This window comes from Paraburkholderia sp. MM5482-R2 (assembly GCF_050436125.1).
GTDB classification, from domain to species: Bacteria; Pseudomonadota; Gammaproteobacteria; order Burkholderiales; family Burkholderiaceae; genus Paraburkholderia; species Paraburkholderia tuberum.
Genome location: NZ_JBNDLP010000002.1, coordinates 2174423 through 2190297 on the forward strand (window position 1 = coordinate 2174423; position 15875 = coordinate 2190297).

At 66.1% G+C, this 15875-nt stretch carries 14 protein-coding genes; 10 read left to right on the forward strand and 4 right to left on the reverse strand.

Going from position 1 to position 15875, the window contains the following annotated elements; genetic code table 11:
* The first annotated feature begins 60 nt into the window (after positions 1 to 60).
* From OKW37_RS12930 to OKW37_RS12940, 3 genes are all read left to right on the forward strand, one after another.
* The gene (locus tag OKW37_RS12930) at positions 61 to 1245 is read left to right on the forward strand and encodes a cystathionine beta-lyase (RefSeq protein WP_429406131.1); all 1185 of its coding nucleotides are present in this window, start codon (positions 61 to 63) and stop codon (positions 1243 to 1245) included.
* 171 nt (positions 1246 to 1416) lie between these two features.
* Positions 1417 to 1593 (forward strand): hypothetical protein, encoded by a 177-nt coding sequence (locus OKW37_RS12935; protein ID WP_184065081.1) that lies wholly within the window; start codon positions 1417 to 1419, stop codon positions 1591 to 1593.
* 51 nt (positions 1594 to 1644) lie between these two features.
* Positions 1645 to 1776: a hypothetical protein gene (locus tag OKW37_RS12940; RefSeq protein WP_260321381.1), complete on the forward strand. Its 132-nt coding sequence runs from the start codon at positions 1645 to 1647 to the stop codon at positions 1774 to 1776.
* A 78-nt stretch (positions 1777 to 1854) separates the two neighbouring features.
* Here the strand turns inward: OKW37_RS12940 and serB are convergent, their stop codons facing one another.
* Positions 1855 to 2694, reverse strand: a complete 840-nt coding sequence (gene serB / locus OKW37_RS12945) for a phosphoserine phosphatase SerB (protein WP_429406123.1) — start codon at positions 2692 to 2694, stop codon at positions 1855 to 1857.
* A 217-nt stretch (positions 2695 to 2911) separates the two neighbouring features.
* Between serB and OKW37_RS12950 the strand changes: the two genes are divergently transcribed.
* The 4 genes from OKW37_RS12950 to OKW37_RS12965 all read left to right on the forward strand — a co-directional run bounded on the left by OKW37_RS12950 (position 2912) and on the right by OKW37_RS12965 (position 8614).
* Positions 2912 to 4147 (forward strand): cytochrome P450, encoded by a 1236-nt coding sequence (locus OKW37_RS12950; RefSeq protein WP_429406118.1) that lies wholly within the window; start codon positions 2912 to 2914, stop codon positions 4145 to 4147.
* 201 nt (positions 4148 to 4348) lie between these two features.
* Positions 4349 to 5359: a Ku protein gene (locus OKW37_RS12955; protein WP_429406116.1), complete on the forward strand. Its 1011-nt coding sequence runs from the start codon at positions 4349 to 4351 to the stop codon at positions 5357 to 5359.
* A 48-nt stretch (positions 5360 to 5407) separates the two neighbouring features.
* Complete coding sequence (ligD, locus tag OKW37_RS12960) at positions 5408 to 8224, forward strand: DNA ligase D (RefSeq protein ID WP_429406112.1); 2817 nt, start codon at positions 5408 to 5410, stop codon at positions 8222 to 8224.
* Between the two features lie 87 nt (positions 8225 to 8311).
* Positions 8312 to 8614, forward strand: a complete 303-nt coding sequence (locus OKW37_RS12965) for a hypothetical protein (RefSeq protein WP_429406108.1) — start codon at positions 8312 to 8314, stop codon at positions 8612 to 8614.
* A gap of 21 nt (positions 8615 to 8635) precedes the next feature.
* Here the strand turns inward: OKW37_RS12965 and OKW37_RS12970 are convergent, their stop codons facing one another.
* Positions 8636 to 9604 carry a LysR substrate-binding domain-containing protein gene (locus OKW37_RS12970; protein ID WP_429406106.1) on the reverse strand — a complete coding sequence of 323 codons (969 nt, stop codon included), beginning with the start codon at positions 9602 to 9604 and terminating at the stop codon, positions 8636 to 8638.
* A gap of 111 nt (positions 9605 to 9715) precedes the next feature.
* Here OKW37_RS12970 and OKW37_RS12975 point away from each other — a divergent pair, with 111 nt between their 5' ends.
* Together OKW37_RS12975 and OKW37_RS12980 are read left to right on the forward strand one after the other, a co-directional pair.
* On the forward strand, positions 9716 to 10732 hold the full coding sequence (locus tag OKW37_RS12975) for a zinc-binding alcohol dehydrogenase family protein (RefSeq protein WP_429406102.1): 1017 nt from the start codon (positions 9716 to 9718) through the stop codon (positions 10730 to 10732).
* Between the two features lie 233 nt (positions 10733 to 10965).
* On the forward strand, positions 10966 to 11514 hold the full coding sequence (locus OKW37_RS12980; RefSeq protein WP_184064982.1) for a DUF6013 family protein: 549 nt from the start codon (positions 10966 to 10968) through the stop codon (positions 11512 to 11514).
* 69 nt (positions 11515 to 11583) lie between these two features.
* Here OKW37_RS12980 and OKW37_RS12985 read toward each other — a convergent pair whose 3' ends face one another.
* Positions 11584 to 12390 (reverse strand): ABC transporter permease, encoded by an 807-nt coding sequence (locus OKW37_RS12985; protein WP_184064985.1) that lies wholly within the window; start codon positions 12388 to 12390, stop codon positions 11584 to 11586.
* Positions 12387 to 13127, reverse strand: a complete 741-nt coding sequence (locus OKW37_RS12990; protein WP_429406095.1) for an ABC transporter ATP-binding protein — start codon at positions 13125 to 13127, stop codon at positions 12387 to 12389. Before OKW37_RS12990 ends, OKW37_RS12985 begins: the two co-directional genes overlap by 4 nt.
* Positions 13128 to 13297: 170 nt before the next feature.
* Between OKW37_RS12990 and OKW37_RS12995 the strand changes: the two genes are divergently transcribed.
* On the forward strand, positions 13298 to 15781 hold the full coding sequence (locus tag OKW37_RS12995) for an AsmA family protein (protein ID WP_429406091.1): 2484 nt from the start codon (positions 13298 to 13300) through the stop codon (positions 15779 to 15781).
* Positions 15782 to 15875 lie beyond the last annotated feature (94 nt).

The window sequence follows — 15875 nt, forward strand, 5'->3', positions numbered from 1 at the left end:
AATCGCGCAGCGCGGCCGTTGCTTCAGGCTCGCTTCACTATGTTTTTCATCGAGCTTCACATGACTGAATCCAAATTCAAACATGGCCTGCAGACCCGCATCGTGCGTGCCGAGGACCAGATCACGCCGGGCTTCGAATCGTTCTCGACGCCCGTCACGCGCGCGTCGACGGTGGTGTTTCCCGACCTCGCCGCGATGCGCGCGCTCGACTGGAAAAACGACGCGCAATGGCGCTACGGCCTGCATGCGACGCCGACGCAGATCGCGCTCGCTCAGCGCCTCGCCGCGATCGAGGGCGGCAATCATGCGCTGCTGCAGCCGTCGGGGCTGTCGTCGATCTCGAACGTCTACTTCGGGCTCGTGAAGGCCGGCGACGACGTGCTGATTCCCGATAACGTGTACTCGCCGAACCGCGACCACGGCGACTGGCTCGCGCGCGATTTCGGTATCACGGCGCGCTACTACGATCCGCTGATCGGCGCGGGCATCGCCAGTCTGATCCAGCCGAACACGCGCCTGATCTGGATCGAGGCGCCCGGCTCGGTGACGATGGAAGTGCCCGACGTACCGGCCATCACGGCGGCGGCGCGCGCGCGCAAGGTCGTCACCGCGATCGACAACACGTGGTCCGCGGGCCTCGCGTTCCGGCCGTTCGACCATGGCGTCGACATCTCGGTGCAGGCGCTGACCAAATACCAGTCGGGCGGCGGCGACGTGCTGATGGGCGCGACGATCACGGTCGAGCGCGACGTGCATGTGAAGCTGAAGGCGGCGCGCATGCGCATGGGCATCGGCGTGTCCTCGGACGACTGCTCGCTGATCCTGCGCAGCCTGCCGAGCATGCAGTTGCGTTTCGCGCAGCACGATCGCGTGGCGCTGTCGCTCGCGACGTGGTTGAAGAGCCGGCCGGAAATCGTCGCGGTGTTGCATCCGGCGCTCGCCGACTGTCCGGGGCACGAAGTGTACAAGCGCGATTTCAGCGGCGCGGGCGGACTGTTCTCGGTGGTGTTCGACGAACGGTACAGCGCGGCGCGGATCGACACGTTTTGCGAGTCGCTCGAACTGTTTTCGCTCGGCTGGAGCTGGGGCGGCGCGCATAGCCTCGCGATGCCGTACGACATCGCGTCGATGCGCACTGCCGCGCAGTGGCCGCGTCGCGGCACGTTGGTGCGCTTCTATATCGGTCTGGAAGACGAGGCGGACCTGCGTGCGGATATCGAGCAGAGCCTGGCCAAGCTGGCTTAACACGCGTTAGCCCTGTTCGACACGTTGTTCGAGAAGCCCGCCGGGATGTGTTCACGGCGGGCTTCTTTATTGCCCTGAGTATCAGGCAGACCCGAATGTTCGATGCCGCTTCGCGACGCTACGATCGTGTGCTTGCCGGATAACGTTGCGGCGCTCGGGGGAGGGGCTTGGATGAATCTTTTCTTCTGGCTGTTGCTGAACCTTGCGGTGCCGATTGCCGCCGTTATCGATCACCGGCAGACCGAATCCGTGGTTGGCGCGCTATCACGTGGGGCGATAGGCACGTCAATTTTCATGACCTGCCTGGCGGCGCTTCTATCCGCGGCCCTGCACATTTACCTCAATTAGTTTTATTGGATAGTGCAGCTCTTATACTTGTTCTGTCTTGTGGAGGAGCTTATGAAACAATTTATCCTGTCATTGGAAATAGGCAAAAATCACGATCGCATCATGAAGGGCGTGTTGATCTTCAGCATCCTGATTTCCATCGGCATGTTCGCGCTGTTCCTGCCGGCCATTTTCAACAGATAACGCAACGGTTCGCGCGGCTCGCTAGCGCGTCGGTCGTTGTGCCGGCGCGAGCGATAACGGATCCCTCGAGCGCCAGCCTCAAACCAACCGCAGCAAACCGTCCAGTCCAACGAAATTGAACGACACGCTGGCTGCTTCCCGCACCACCGGCTTCGCCCGGAATGCAACGGAGAGTCCCGCTTCGGCCATCATTTTCAGATCGTTCGAGCCGTCGCCCATCGCAATTGCGCGCGACGGTTCGATGCCAAGCGTCGCGCAGGTTTCGCGCAGCGTGCGCGCTTTCACCTCGGCATTGACGATCTCGCCCATCACATTGCCGGTCAGCTTGCCGTCGATGATTTCAAGCGTGTTCGCGCGCGTGAAATCGAGCCCAAGGCGCGTCTTCAGCTTCGCGGTGAAGAACGTGAAGCCGCCCGACACGAGCAGCGTTTTCAGGCCCGCCTGTTTCGCGCCGGCCAGCATGCGTTCGGCGCCCGGCGACAACCGCAGCCGCTCCTCGTACACGCGCTCGAGCGCGCTGGCGTCGAGCCCTTTCAGCAGCGCGACCCGACGAATCAGGCTCTCGTTGAAGTCCTTGATCTCGCCGCGCATCGCAGCCTCGGTGATCGCCGCGACTTCGGCTTTGAGCCCGCAGAAATCGGCGATTTCGTCGATGCACTCGATCGTGATCAGCGTCGAATCCATGTCCATCGCGACGAGGCCGAAGTCGCTCAACTGGCGGCCGGTTTCGACAAACGCGTAGTCGAGTCGATGCGCATAGCAATACGCTTCGACGTCGGCGCGTTGCGCGAGGTTCGCGCCGGCGATGCGAATCGCGTGCTCGTCGATGACGGCGGCGTGCGAGCCGCGTGCGAGCGCGACGAGCGTTTTGTGGTGGTCGGCGGAAAGGGGGGCGACGCTTTGAATGACGAGGTTCATGGACGACCGGTGACGCGGGAAGAAAAGAGGCGCGTGGCGCGCGGAAAATCCCGCTATTGTATCGGTTCTGTGCGTTGGCCCGTCGCAGGCGGCTGGCCGTCGCGTTGGCTGAAGCGGGCGTTCGGCGCATCGCCGTAACGGAGCAGGCCGAACGAATACGGTCACACGAACCCACCACCCCACACTGGCGCAACAAGACGCCCCACGGAGACAACGCATGACCCCGGCAACCGCCAGCGAGGCATCCTCCCTTGCCCGCGACTTCGATCTGCGTCATCTGAGCCCGGCGTTCTACGCCGATCCCTATCCGGTCTATCACGCACTGCGCAGCTATGAGCCAATCCGGCGCATGCCCGACGGCTCGCTGTTCCTGACGCGCTTTCGCGACGTGCAGGCGGTCTACCGCGACCCCAAGACCTTCAGCTCCGACAAGACCGTCGAGTTCCGCCCGAAATACGGTGACTCTCTGCTCTACGCGCATCACACCACGAGTCTCGTGTTCAACGATCCACCGCGCCATACGCGGGTGCGCAAGCTGATCGCCGGCGCGCTGACCGCGCGCGCGATCGCGGCGATGGAGTCCGCGCTGATCCGGCTCGTCGACGGCTTGCTCGATGCGGCCGCGCAGCGCGGGCGTATCGATCTGATCGGCGAATTCGCGTCGACGATTCCGGTCGAGGTCATCGGCAATCTGCTCGACGTGCCGCACGATGAACGCGCGCCGCTGCGCGACTGGTCGCTCGCGATACTGGGCGCGCTCGAGCCGTCGCTGACCGACGCGCAGTTCGAGCGCGGCAATCGCGCGGTCAGCGAATTCGTCGACTATCTGCGCGGCCTCGTCGCACGGCGCCGCCGCGAGCCGGGCGATCCGCAGCACGACGTGCTGACGCGGCTGATCCAGGGGGAGGGGCCGCACGAGCAGCTATCTGAAGCCGAACTGCTGCAGAACTGCATTTTCATCCTGAACGCCGGGCACGAAACGACCACCAACCTGATCGGCAACGGTCTCGTCACGCTGAGCGAGTGGCCTGACGAGCGTGCCGCGCTGCTGCGCGAGCCGGAGTTGATCGGCACCGCGGTCGAGGAGTGCTTGCGCTTCGAGAGTTCGAACCAGCTCGGCAATCGCATGGCCACCGTCGATACCGAGATCGGCGGCGTCGCGCTCGCGCGCGGCACGCCGGTCACGCTGTGCATCGGCGCGGCCAATCGCGATCCCGAGCAGTTTGCCGAGCCGGACCGCTTCGATATCCGCCGCGACCCGAACCGGCATCTCGCGTTCGGGTTCGGGATTCATCAGTGCGCGGGTCTGTCGCTGGCGCGGCTGGAGGCGCGGATTGCGATCGGGCGCTTCGTGCAGCGCTTCCCGGCGTATCGCGTCGATGGTGAGCCGACGCGGGGCGCTCGCGTGCGGTTTCGCGGGTTTGCGTCGGTACCGGTCCTGCTCGAGCCTTGATGCGGGCGCCGCGTAGACCGCGCGCACGAGGAAAACCGTAGGTTTTGCCGCCTCGTCGCAAGACTTACAACCCCATGACAGCACGCCGCCGAGCCGACCCGCTCCTGCTTTACGCGTGGCAGCAGTGTCGAGCGCGCCGAAACGCGGGCACGCTTGCTGCTTCGCCTGATATCTCAGGGCCATGGGACAGGGGAGCGCGCGATGGCACACATGATCTGGAAGGGCGCAATCAGTTTCGGGCTCGTCCACGTACCGGTGCAGCTTTATCCGGCGACGCAGTCGGAGAAGGTCGGCTTCAATCTGCTCGACAAGCGCACGATCGATCCGATCGGCTACAAGCAGTTCAACAAGCGGACCGGCAAGGACGTGACCCGCGACAACATCGTGCGCGGCTTCGAGTACGAGAAGGATCACTACGTCGTGCTGTCGGACGACGAAATCCGCTCGGCGAACCCCGAGTCGACGCAGACGGTCGACATCCTCGCGTTCGTCGACGCGCCCGACATCTCGTTTCTCTATCTCGATACGCCGTATTTCCTGACGCCCGACCGCAAGGGTGAAAAAGTCTATGCGCTGTTGCGCGAGGCGATGACGGCGTCGGGCAAGATCGGCGTCGCGAGTGTCGTGCTGCACAACAAGCAGCATCTGGCGGCGCTGATTCCGCTCGGTCCGATGCTCGCGCTGAACACACTGCGCTGGGCCGACGAGGTGCGCAATTTCGACGAATTCAACGTGCCGCCCGAAGGCATGAAGGCCGCCGGCGTGTCGGCGAAAGAACTCGACATGGCGAAAAAGCTGATCGACGACATGAGCGAGACGTGGGACCCGATGCAGTATCACGATACGTTTCGCGACGACATCATGGCGCTCGTCGAGCGCAAGATCCAGGCGGGCAAGACCGAGGAGGTCGTCGAGGTCGAAACGCCGCACGAGTCGCGCAAGTCCGCCGACATTCTCGACCTGTCCGATCTGCTGCGCCGCAGTCTTGGCCGCGGCAAGGGCAAGCAGGCCACCGCGGGCCGCAAGCGCGCCGCCGACGAGGACGAGGATCAGAGCGATAGCGAGGCCGAGTCCGATGAAGAGGCGGCCGCGCCCGCGCGCAAAAAGCCGCGCGCGGCAAGCACGGCGCGCAGTCGCAGCGGTAGCGGCGGCAGCGGGCGCGCGACGTCGAAAACCGCCGCAACGTCCCGCAAACGGCGCGCGGCGGCCTGAGCGCGCGGCCGAGCCGTCTATGGCACCAAACGCACCGGAGTCATCGCCATGAACGACCGGCTCGAGCACTATCATCGCAAGCGCCGCTTCGAGGACACGCCGGAGCCGGCCGGCGCGACGACCCGCAAGCGCGCCGCGAGCAAGACCGGCAAGCGCGCAACGCGTGCTGCGCCCGATACGCTCTCCTACGTGATCCAGGAGCACGACGCGCGGCGTCTGCACTACGATTTCCGGCTCGAACTGAACGGCGCGCTGCTGTCGTGGGCGGTTCCGAAGGGGCCGAGCCTCGACCCGTCGGTCAAGCGGCTCGCGGTGCACGTCGAGGACCATCCGGTCGAATACGGTACCTTCGAGGGCGAGATTCCGCCCGGCAACTACGGCGCGGGAACCGTGATCGTGTGGGATCGCGGCACGTGGGAGCCGGCGGGCGGCGCGGCCGAAGCCGCGCGGTCGTACGCGGCCGGCAAGCTCAAGTTTCATTTGCACGGCGAGAAGCTGCATGGCGGCTGGACGCTCGTACGGAGCCACATGCGCGGCAGCGGTGACAAGGAACAATGGCTGCTGATCAAGGAGCGCGACGAGGAAGCGCGCGACGAAAGCGACTACGACGTGCTGAAGAAGCTGCCGGGCAGCGTGCTGGCCGACGGGGCTTCGAAAGGCAGGAAAACGAAGCAATCGAAAGCGCAGACGAAAACCTCGCGCAACGGCAAGGCCACGAGCGCGGGCAAGCCGGCGAAATCCGCATCCTTGCGCCGCGCAGCCGATCCAAAACGCCCCGACATCGTCGCGACGCGCAGCGCGCAGTCGCTACGCGAACTCGCCGCGTCGCCATCGATCGAAGGCGCGGTCGCAGCGGCCTTGCCCGCGAGCCTGAAGCCGGAGCTGGCGACGCTCGTCGACAGCGCGCCGCCAGGCGATGACTGGCTCTACGAAGTCAAGTTCGACGGCTACCGCGTGCTCGCGCGCATCGACCACGCCTCGAAAGCGAAGGGCGATGCCGTCAGCGTTTTCACGCGCAACGGCAACGATTGGACCGCAAAGTTCAGCAAGCAGGTCCAGGCGCTCGCGGCACTCGATGTGCAAAGCGCGTGGCTCGACGGCGAAGCGGTCGTGCTCGATGAACGCGACGTGCCGAACTTCCAGTTGCTGCAAAACGCGTTCGATGCGCATCGCCCGCAGGACATCGTGATCTATCTGTTCGATCTGCCGTTTCTGAACGGCTACGACCTGCGCGACGTGCCGCTCGAACAGCGCCGCGCGATTTTGCGGGCGCTGCTCGAAGGCGTCGATGATCGTGTGCTGCGCTTTTCGAACGACTTCGCGTTCAGCGCCGACGAGCTGCTCAGGAGCGCGTGCGACATGGCGCTCGAAGGCATCATCGGCAAGCGGCGTGACAGCAGCTATGTGTCGGGCCGCTCGCCGTCGTGGATCAAGCTGAAGTGCCGGCGCCGCCAGGAGTTCGTGATCGGCGGCTATTCGGAGCCAGGCGGCAGCCGTTCGGCGTTCGGCGCGCTGCTGCTCGGCGTCTACGACGCCGATGGCCGGCTGCAGTACGCGGGCCGCGTCGGCACTGGCTTCGACGCCGCGCTGCTGCGCTCGGTCAAACAGGCGCTCGACGCGCACGCGAGCAAGCGCATGCCGTTCGCGAGCACACCGCGCGAGCGCAGCCGCACGCCCGTGCATTGGGTCGAGCCGGTGCTCGTTGCCGAATGCAACTTCGCCGAATGGACGGGCGACGGCATCGTGCGCCAGGCGTCGTTCGTCAGCCTGCGCGACGACAAGCCGGCGCGCCAGATCGTCAGGGAAACCGCTCGACAAGGAGCCGACGTGCAACAGCAAACCGAAACCGCCACCGCCGATACGCCGCAAACAGGCGCGCCGAAAAAGCGCGCAACCAGCAAGACCGCCGGTGCCGCCAGGGCCGCCGCCAAGGAAAGCGCGCCCGCCCGAACCACGGCAACACGCTCGCGTGCACAGAGCGAAATCGCCGGCGTGCGCATCTCGCATCCCGATCGCGTGATCGACAAGAGCAGCGGCGCAAGCAAGCTCGAACTGGTGCAGTACTACGAATCAATCGCCGAATGGATGCTGCCGCATCTGCGCGAGCGGCCCGTCGCGCTGGTGCGCGCGCCCGAGGATATCGGCGGTGAGCTGTTCTTCCAGAAGCACAGCCAGAAGCTGTCGATTCCGCACGTCACGCAGCACGAGGGACTCGATCCGGGCCATCCTCCGCTGATCACGATCGACACGCTCGCCGCGCTGGTCGGCGCCGCGCAGATGGGCACCGTCGAGTTTCATACGTGGAATGCGGTCGCGTCGAATATCGAAAAGCCCGATCGCATGGTGTTCGATCTCGACCCGGACCCCTCGCTCGGCTGGGAGCGCATGGTCGAGGCCGCACAACTGACCCGCTCGCTGCTCGACGAACTGGGCCTGAAGTCGTTCTGCAAGACGAGCGGCGGCAAGGGCTTGCACGTGGTCGTGCCGCTCGCGAAGCAGGCCGGCTGGGACGAAGTGAAGGATTTCTCGCAGGCGGTCGCGCAGCACATGGCGACGACGCTGCCGCAGTTCTTCAGCGCGAAGATGGGCGCGCAGAATCGCAAGAAAAAGATTTTCATCGACTATCTGCGCAACAACCGTGGCTCGAGCACGGTGGCCGCATTCTCGGCGCGCGCGCGGCCGGGGCTCGGGGTGTCGGTGCCGCTCGCGTGGGACGAACTGGAGAGCACGACGAGCGGCGATCAATGGGGCATCCGCAACGTCCACGAGCGCGTGGACGGCCTCGGAAGCGACCCGTGGGCCGGCTACGCAAAGACGCGTCAGCGCATCACCGCGGCGATGAAAAAGCGTCTGGGCGTCGCGTGATGAGCGCTCGTCCGAGTGGCTGAATCCAACCCGCGAATGCGCCGTGCGTACTTGGCGCGCGAACGCGCTTCGCGAAGGAGCAATGCAATGAAGACCCTGCCGCAATCGACCGATGGCGACCCGCAAGCCGACCCGCGCGCGAACAAGGACCCGAAGTCGTTGCAGGAAGCCGCGGCGCCGCTGCCGCATGAAGCCGACCAGCATCCCGAGTCGCAGCACGAGGACGAGCCGCGCCATGTCGGCAAGCAGGCGCATGACGACATCGAGCATGGGCAGCAGGATACCGACCGCCGCGGCGGCGGCGAGTATCAGCAACGCACGCAGAACGACGCGCATGCCGACGTGAACTCGGATCGCAAGCAGGGCGGCGCGAAGGGCGGCAAGCGCTGACGCGGCGTAGCGGCATCGCGCCTACGCGCCCGCCAGGCCAACCGGCTCGCGATCCCAGTACGGCGGATCGCCGAAATGCGCGGCGACGAAGTCGATGAAGGCGAGCGTCTTCGGCGGCACGAACGCGCGGCTTGGGTACACGGCCCAGATCGCGACGTCGTCCGCGAGAGGATAGCTGTCGAGCACGCTGACGAGTTTGCCGCTGCGCAGATAGGGCGCCACGTCCCATGTCGATTTCAGCGCGATGCCGAAGCCCGCGAGCAGCGCGTCGCGAATCACCTCGCCGTTGTCGGTGACGAGGCGGCCGCTCACGCGCACGTCGAGCGGGCCGGCGGGCGTCACGAAGCGCCAGTCGCGCTGCGCCGACAGGATGATGCACTCGTGCCCCGCGAGATCCGACGGATGATGCGGCGTGCCGCGCGCGGCCAGATAGGCGGGGGCCGCGCACAGCACGCGGCGGTTGACCGCGAGCCGCCGCGCGACCAGCGACGAATCCTTCAGCACGCCGACGCGAAGCGCGACATCGATTCCCGCGTCGACCAGATCGACCACCTGATCGGTCAGGCGCAGATCGACGCTGACCCCCGGATAGCGGCGCAGAAACTCGCTGATCACCGGCGACACATGCTGACGCCCGAACGACGACGGCATCGACACGCGCAGCCGTCCCTGCGGTGCGGCCTGCGCGTGGCCGACCGATGCGCGCGCTGCGGCGGCCGCGTCGAGCAACGCCTCGGCGCGCGTCATGAACACTTCACCGTCCTGGGTGAGGCTGATGCGGCGCGTGGTCCGATGCAACAAACGCGCGCCGAGGATTTTTTCGAGTTGTGCGATCCGCGCGCTCGCGACCGCCGCCGACAAACCGAACTCGCGCCCGGCCGCCGACACGTTGGCGAGCAGCGCGGCACGCACGAACAACGCGACGTCGAGCAGATCGAGCCGTTCGCGTTCGCTGGGCACGGACCGGCCGGCCGGGCTTGAATCGTCCATTATTCTGAAAAACCAAAAAATGTTTCAGTGATTATGGCTGTTTTATCAGAATAAGAACCATCCTACGATACGAGTCATGCGTCACATCAACCGAACCCACAAGGAGCAGCCATGAAAGCCGTCGGACTCTACCGTTATCTGCCCATCGATCACGCCGAAGCGCTCGTCGACGTCGAGATCCCGAAACCCGAAGCGACCGGCCGCGATCTGCTGGTCAAGGTCGAAGCCATTTCCGTGAACCCGGTCGACACCAAGGTGCGCGCGCCGAAAGACACCGTCGAAAAGACGCCGCGCGTGCTCGGCTGGGATGCGGCCGGCACTGTCGTCGCGGCCGGGCCCGAGGTCACGCTGTTCAAGGTCGGCGATCCGGTGTTCTATGCGGGCAGCATTACGCGGCCGGGCGCCAACAGCGAGTTTCATCTGGTGGACGAACGGATCGTCGGACACAAGCCGGCGTCGCTCGATTTCACGCACGCGGCCGCATTGCCGCTGACCGCGATCACTGCGTGGGAAGCATTGTTCGATCGCCTCGGCATATCGCCGCAGGGCGCCGACGCAGGCCGTACGGTGCTGATTTTCGGCGGGGCGGGCGGGGTCGGCTCGATCGGCATCCAGCTCGCGAAGCAGCTCGGCAAGCTGCAGGTGATCGCGACCGCGTCGCGGCCCGAATCGGCGAAATGGGCACGGGAGCTCGGCGCGGATCACGTCGTCGATCATTTCGGCGAGGTGCCCGCGCAGATGAAGGAGATCGGCATCGAGCAGGTCGACTACGTGCTGATCTTCAACGACACCGACCGTAATTTCCCGGCCGCCGCGCAACTGATCAAGCCGCAAGGCGGCGTCTGCACGATCGTCGAGAACAGCGCCGCCGTGCCCGTCGAATTGCTGAAGGCGAAGAGCGCCGCGTTTCACTGGGAGTTCATGTTCACCCGCTCGATGTTCGGCACGACCGACATGATCGAGCAGCACAAGCTGCTGACCGAGGTCGCGCGGCTCGTCGATGCCGGCACGTTGCGCACGACGCTCGGCCAGGACCTCGGCCGCATCAACGCGGAGAATCTGCGTCGCGCGCATGGGTTGCTCGAAGCAGGACGCGCGATCGGCAAGCTGGTGCTGACCGGCTTCTGAGATGAAATCGACGCGCAGAAAGCGCGTCGCCGCAAGCGGGTTAACACCCGGGCCGACACGACACGCGCGGCAGCGCGCTTGGCGTTAGACTGACGACGCAGCATGCCAAAACGGTTGCGTGTCTTGCGGCGAGGCCAGCCGGGATGAACCGGCCGGCCCTCGGCAGTGCGTGAACAGTGCACAGGCAGTCGCGTCGACGCGAGCGCGCAGCGGCACAACAACGAGGTGACAGTATGAGCTTCAGCTTCAAACTCTCCGCCGTTTCCGTTGTCGCTTCTCTCGCCTGCGCGCTCGTGCCGGCTGCTCGCGCAGCCACGCCGATCACGGTGACCAACAAGGCCCCGCTCGACGGTCCGATCCGCTACACCGTTCGCGTCACGTCGAAACAGTTCGGCAATTCCCAGGAGACCCGCACGATCCGCTCGGGCGAATCGGACGACTTCACGTGGAAGACCGTGCCGCCCGGCGGTCCGGTGGCCGCGACGGACGCATGCCCGGACTATGCGTCGCTGCCGGTCGACGAGAATGGCGCGATGATCCGCCAGACGCAAATCCGCTTCTCGCCGGTGGTGTCGAGCGACGGCACCGCGGCCGTCCAACTGAGCTTCCAGGCGCAGACGCCGCATGGCGTGAAAACCGTGACGAGCGGCGGCAAGACGCTCAAGTGTCCGAACGATGTGAGCGTGAGTCAGATCGTGCGTTTCACGATGCCGGTCAACGGCACGACGAAAACGCTGACGCTGACCGACGGCACGGAGATCGCCGTCACCGCGAAGCGGTGAAGGTTCGAGCGTGCGGCGTGATGGCCGCGTGCGCGAGCGTAGCACGCGCTAGCGCGTCATCCTTGTGCGTCATCCTTTGCGTGCCTCACGCTCGACGAGCCGCGTCGGCAAGAACTGATGCTCGGCCGAAAAGAGCCGCCGGTACGTGAGCAGCACCGCGCCCACGGTCCCCAGCGCCGACGCCGCGGCGATCAGAAACATGATGACGATCTGATAGCGCACCGCCTGCAATGGCGATTGCCCGGCCAGCACCTGACCGGTCATCATGCCCGGCAAACTGACGACGCCGACCACCGCCATCTGGTTCAACGTCGGCATCATGCCCGCGCGCACCGCCTGGCGCGCCGGCGCCTGCGCGGCCTCCCAGCGTGTCGCGCCGAGCGCGAGCGCCATGTCGACGCGGTCGCGCCGCGCGGTCAGCTCCTCGGTCATCCGCTCGATGCCGAGCGATACACCGGTCAGCGTGTTGCCGAGGATCATGCCGAGAATCGGAATCGCATATTGCGGCGCGTACCACGGATGGATGCGGATCACGACGAACAGTCCCACCGCGGCCACGAGCCACGAGCTGACCCAGATCGACAGCACGCTGTCGGCGCGTTGTCCGGCATAGGTGTGGCTGCCGCGCTGCGCGCCGGCGAAACCGGCGATCAGCGTCATCACGATCATCAGCGGCAGCACCACGTACCAGCGAGCGAAACTGAACACCCAGCCGAGCACATAGCCGATCGCGAGCAACTGGACCACGGTGCGCAGCGCCGCCCATGCGAGCTTGCGCTCGAGATCGAGCTTCAGCGCGACCGACACCGCGCCATTCACCACGATCAGCAGCGTCGCGATCGCGACGTCCCACAAGCTCAGATTCTGCAGGCTCATTGGCGGGGCTCCCGAAGCTGGTCCGCGGGAGCGCGTTGGTCCGCATCGCGCCGCACGCAAGTGTGTTCGGCCAGTACGCCGGCGCGCATCGTCAGATGCCGTTCGCTCATGCGTGCCGCCTGCTCGACATCGTGCGACACCCACATCGATGCGTGAGCGCCCGGCGCGGCATCGAACCACGCCTGCACGAGCGCTTCGATCGCGCGCGACGACGCCGGATCGAGCGAGGCGGTCGGCTCGTCGAGCAACAGCACTTCGGGCGCGAGTTGCAGCACGCGGATCAGCGCGGCGATCTGCGCTTCGCCACCCGATAATTCGCTTGCGCGCTTGCCGAGAAAGTCCTCGCCGCGGCCGGCCTGCATCGCAAGCCTGGCCGCGCGCGTGCGATCGAAGCGCGCGTCGCGATATGCCCGCAGCTCAAACGGATAGCGCAGATTGTCTTCGACGCTGCCGTCGATCAGCGCGGGCCGCTGCCGGATATACGCGATTGCGCGCCGGTAGCGCGGAATCCGCGCACGCTCGAGCGGCGCGCCATGCCACAGGATGCGCCCCGCATCGACCGGATCGAGCAGCGCGAGCGCGCGCAGAAACACGCTCTTGCCGGAGCCGGACGGTCCGGTAATCGCGACGCGCTCGCCGGCGCGCAGGGCGAAGGTGGTCGGCTGCAACAGCGTCTGGCCGCGCTGCGCATCGCGCCGTACGATGCCGTCGGCGAGGATGAAGGGAACATCGGTCATGGTTGGAACGCCGTGGGGAGGGTGTGCCGGTGGGGCTGTCGGTAAAGCGTGCGCCATGATAAAGCGACGAGGCGCAACAGCGCACGACCGACGCGGCGATTCATGCTCGCGCGCCAGGTACGATAACTGCTGCACGGTGCACAACGTGGAACAACACGCGGAGCTTTTCAATGGCAGGGTCGAGCGGCACCGGACGACGGGTCGGAAAAATCTTTGCATGGCTGCTGGCGGCGCTCGTGATCCTGATCGTCGCGCTCGTCATCTTCATCCTGAGCTTCGACTGGAACCGCGCGCGGCCTTACATCGACGACAAGGTCAGCCAGGCGATCGGCCGGCCGTTTGCGATCAACGGCGACCTGAAGGTGGGCTGGCGTCATGCGGTCGGCGAGACCGGCTGGCGCGGCTGGGTGCCTTGGCCGCGCTTTTCGGCGGCCAACATCGCGATCGGCAATCCCGACTGGACCAAACAGCCGCAGTTCGCGACGCTCGACGAAATCGACTTCGAGGTCGAGGTGCTGCCGCTGCTCGCGCACGACATCGAGATTCCGGCGATCAACCTCGTGAATCCGTCGGTCGATCTGGAACGTCTTGTCGACGGGCGCAATAACTGGACCTTCAAGCTGCCGTCGTCGAGCAGACCCACCGAGTGGAAGCTCGATCTGCACGATATCGCGTTCGCGAAGGGCAACATCGCGCTGTCGGATCAGCAGAAGAAGGTCGAGGTGCAGATGGTCGTCGATACGCTCGGGCAGCCGATCCCGATCGGCGACGCGCTGAAGCAGCAGGAAGCGGCCTCGCGCAGCGCGTCGGCTCAGGCCGTCGGCCGGGCGGGCGCGCGCCAACTCGCCGCGCAGGCCGAGGCAGAGGCGGCCTCGGAGGCGAAGGCGGCTTCCGCAGCGGCGGCTTATGAAGCGGCGGCGCAGGCGTCGGGCGCATCGGGCGCGTCCGCAACGTCGGGCGTGGCCGCGAGTTCCGGCGCGCTCGCGACGAGCGGCGCCGCCGCCCCAGCCGAAACCGCCAGCGGGAGCGCCGGCCCGGCCGCGGCTGTCTCGGGGGCGAGCGGCACCGCACCTGACGCCCGGCGCGCGACGCCGCTTTATGCGATCGGCTGGACCGTCAAGGGCACCTACAACCGCACGCCGGTGTCGGGCAACGGCAAGCTCGGCGGCGTGCTCGCGCTGCAGGACGCGAACCGGCCGTTCCCGGTGCAGGCCGATGTCAAAGCCGGCGATCTGCATATCGCCTTCGTCGGCACGCTCACCGATCCGGCGCATCTCGGGGCGCTCGATCTGCGTCTCTGGCTGCAGGGCAACAGCATGGCGCGCCTGTATTCGCTGACCGGCGTGACCTTGCCCGAGACCCCGCCGTACGCGACCGAGGGTCGTCTGATCGGTCAGTTCAAAGCGAGCGGCAACGTGTTCACGTATGAAAACTTTACAGGCCGGGTCGGCGGCAGCGATCTGAACGGTTCGTTGACCTATACCGGGCGCGAGCCACGTGCGCTGCTGCAGGGCGAACTCGAGTCGCATCTGTTGCAGTTCTCGGATCTGGCGCCGGTGATCGGCGCCGATTCGAACGCGAGCAAGGCGAAGCGTGGCGACACGGCCCGTCAGCCGAGCGATCGCGCGCTGCCCGTGGAGGAGTTCCGCACCGACCGCTGGAAGGCGATCGACGCCGACGTCAAGTTCACCGGCCGGCGCATCATCAAGAACACGAACCTGCCGATCACGGATCTGTACACGCACGTCGTGATGACCGACGGCGTGCTGTCGCTCGTGCCACTGAAGTTCGGCGTCGCGGGCGGCTCGCTCGCGTCGGACATTCATCTCGATGGCAGCGCGGCGCCGTTGAAGGGGCGCTTCGCGATGTCGGCGCGGCATCTGAAGTTGAAGCAATTGTTCCCGAGCTTCAAGACGATGCAGAACGCGCTCGGCGAGATCAACGGCGATGCGTCGCTGTCCGCGACCGGTAATTCGCCGGCGGCGCTCGCGGCGACTTCGAACGGCGAGTTGAAGGCGCTCGTGACCGAAGGCACCGTGAGCCGTCTGCTGATGGAGGCGGCCGGGCTCAATGTCGCGAACGTCGTCTATGAAAAGCTGTTCGGCGCGCGCGACGTGAAGATCAACTGCGCGGCCGCCGATTTCGTCGCGACCGAGGGCGTGCTCGAAGCGCGCGTGTTCGCGCTCGATACCGGCGACGCGGTGATCAACATCGACGGTCACGTGAATCTGCGCGACGAGACGATGGACCTGGGCGTGCATCCGCATACGAAGGGCTTCCGGGTCTTTTCGCTGCGCTCGCCGCTGTACGTGAAGGGCACCTTCAAGGATCCGCACGTCGGCGTCAATGCGGCCGCGCTCGCGTTGCGCGGCGGCGCGGTGGTCGGGCTCGGGCTGATCAATCCGTTCGCGGCGCTGATCCCGCTGCTCGCGCCGAGCAACAACAAGCCGCTGCCGTGCTCGCAATTGCTCGCGCAAGCGCGGCAGATGCCGAAGGCGCCGCCGCCGGGCGTCAAGCAACAGCCGAAGGCGCCGATATCGCTCGAGGGCGCGCCGGTCAACAAGTCTTCGGGCGGCGCGTCGTCGCCAGCCGCGGTGGATCGTAAGCCCGCGACGCAGTCGCCGGCGAGCGCGGCCGAATACAAGGGCGGTTGAAGCGCGGCGAGCGCGTCGATGATGCGATCGCCGAATCAACGGCATGATGCCGCGTGAGGAGCTGCGCGCGGTTGCCGTCGAGCCAGGGTTTCGA

Bases quoted from the DNA above. Each gene is read 5' to 3' on its own strand.
- OKW37_RS12970 (WP_429406106.1), bottom strand. From the start codon at position 9,604: ATGGACGATTCAAGCCCGGCCGGCCGGTCCGTGCCCAGCGAACGCGAA.
- OKW37_RS12930 (WP_429406131.1), top strand. From the start codon at position 61: ATGACTGAATCCAAATTCAAACATGGCCTGCAGACCCGCATCGTGCGT.
- OKW37_RS12940 (WP_260321381.1), top strand. From the start codon at position 1,645: ATGAAACAATTTATCCTGTCATTGGAAATAGGCAAAAATCACGATCGC.
- OKW37_RS12990 (WP_429406095.1), bottom strand. From the start codon at position 13,127: ATGACCGATGTTCCCTTCATCCTCGCCGACGGCATCGTACGGCGCGAT.
- OKW37_RS12955 (WP_429406116.1), top strand. From the start codon at position 4,349: ATGGCACACATGATCTGGAAGGGCGCAATCAGTTTCGGGCTCGTCCAC.
- OKW37_RS12965 (WP_429406108.1), top strand. From the start codon at position 8,312: ATGAAGACCCTGCCGCAATCGACCGATGGCGACCCGCAAGCCGACCCG.
- serB (WP_429406123.1), bottom strand. From the start codon at position 2,694: ATGAACCTCGTCATTCAAAGCGTCGCCCCCCTTTCCGCCGACCACCAC.
- OKW37_RS12985 (WP_184064985.1), bottom strand. From the start codon at position 12,390: ATGAGCCTGCAGAATCTGAGCTTGTGGGACGTCGCGATCGCGACGCTG.
- ligD (WP_429406112.1), top strand. From the start codon at position 5,408: ATGAACGACCGGCTCGAGCACTATCATCGCAAGCGCCGCTTCGAGGAC.
- OKW37_RS12980 (WP_184064982.1), top strand. From the start codon at position 10,966: ATGAGCTTCAGCTTCAAACTCTCCGCCGTTTCCGTTGTCGCTTCTCTC.
- OKW37_RS12995 (WP_429406091.1), top strand. From the start codon at position 13,298: ATGGCAGGGTCGAGCGGCACCGGACGACGGGTCGGAAAAATCTTTGCA.
- OKW37_RS12975 (WP_429406102.1), top strand. From the start codon at position 9,716: ATGAAAGCCGTCGGACTCTACCGTTATCTGCCCATCGATCACGCCGAA.
- OKW37_RS12950 (WP_429406118.1), top strand. From the start codon at position 2,912: ATGACCCCGGCAACCGCCAGCGAGGCATCCTCCCTTGCCCGCGACTTC.
- OKW37_RS12935 (WP_184065081.1), top strand. From the start codon at position 1,417: ATGAATCTTTTCTTCTGGCTGTTGCTGAACCTTGCGGTGCCGATTGCC.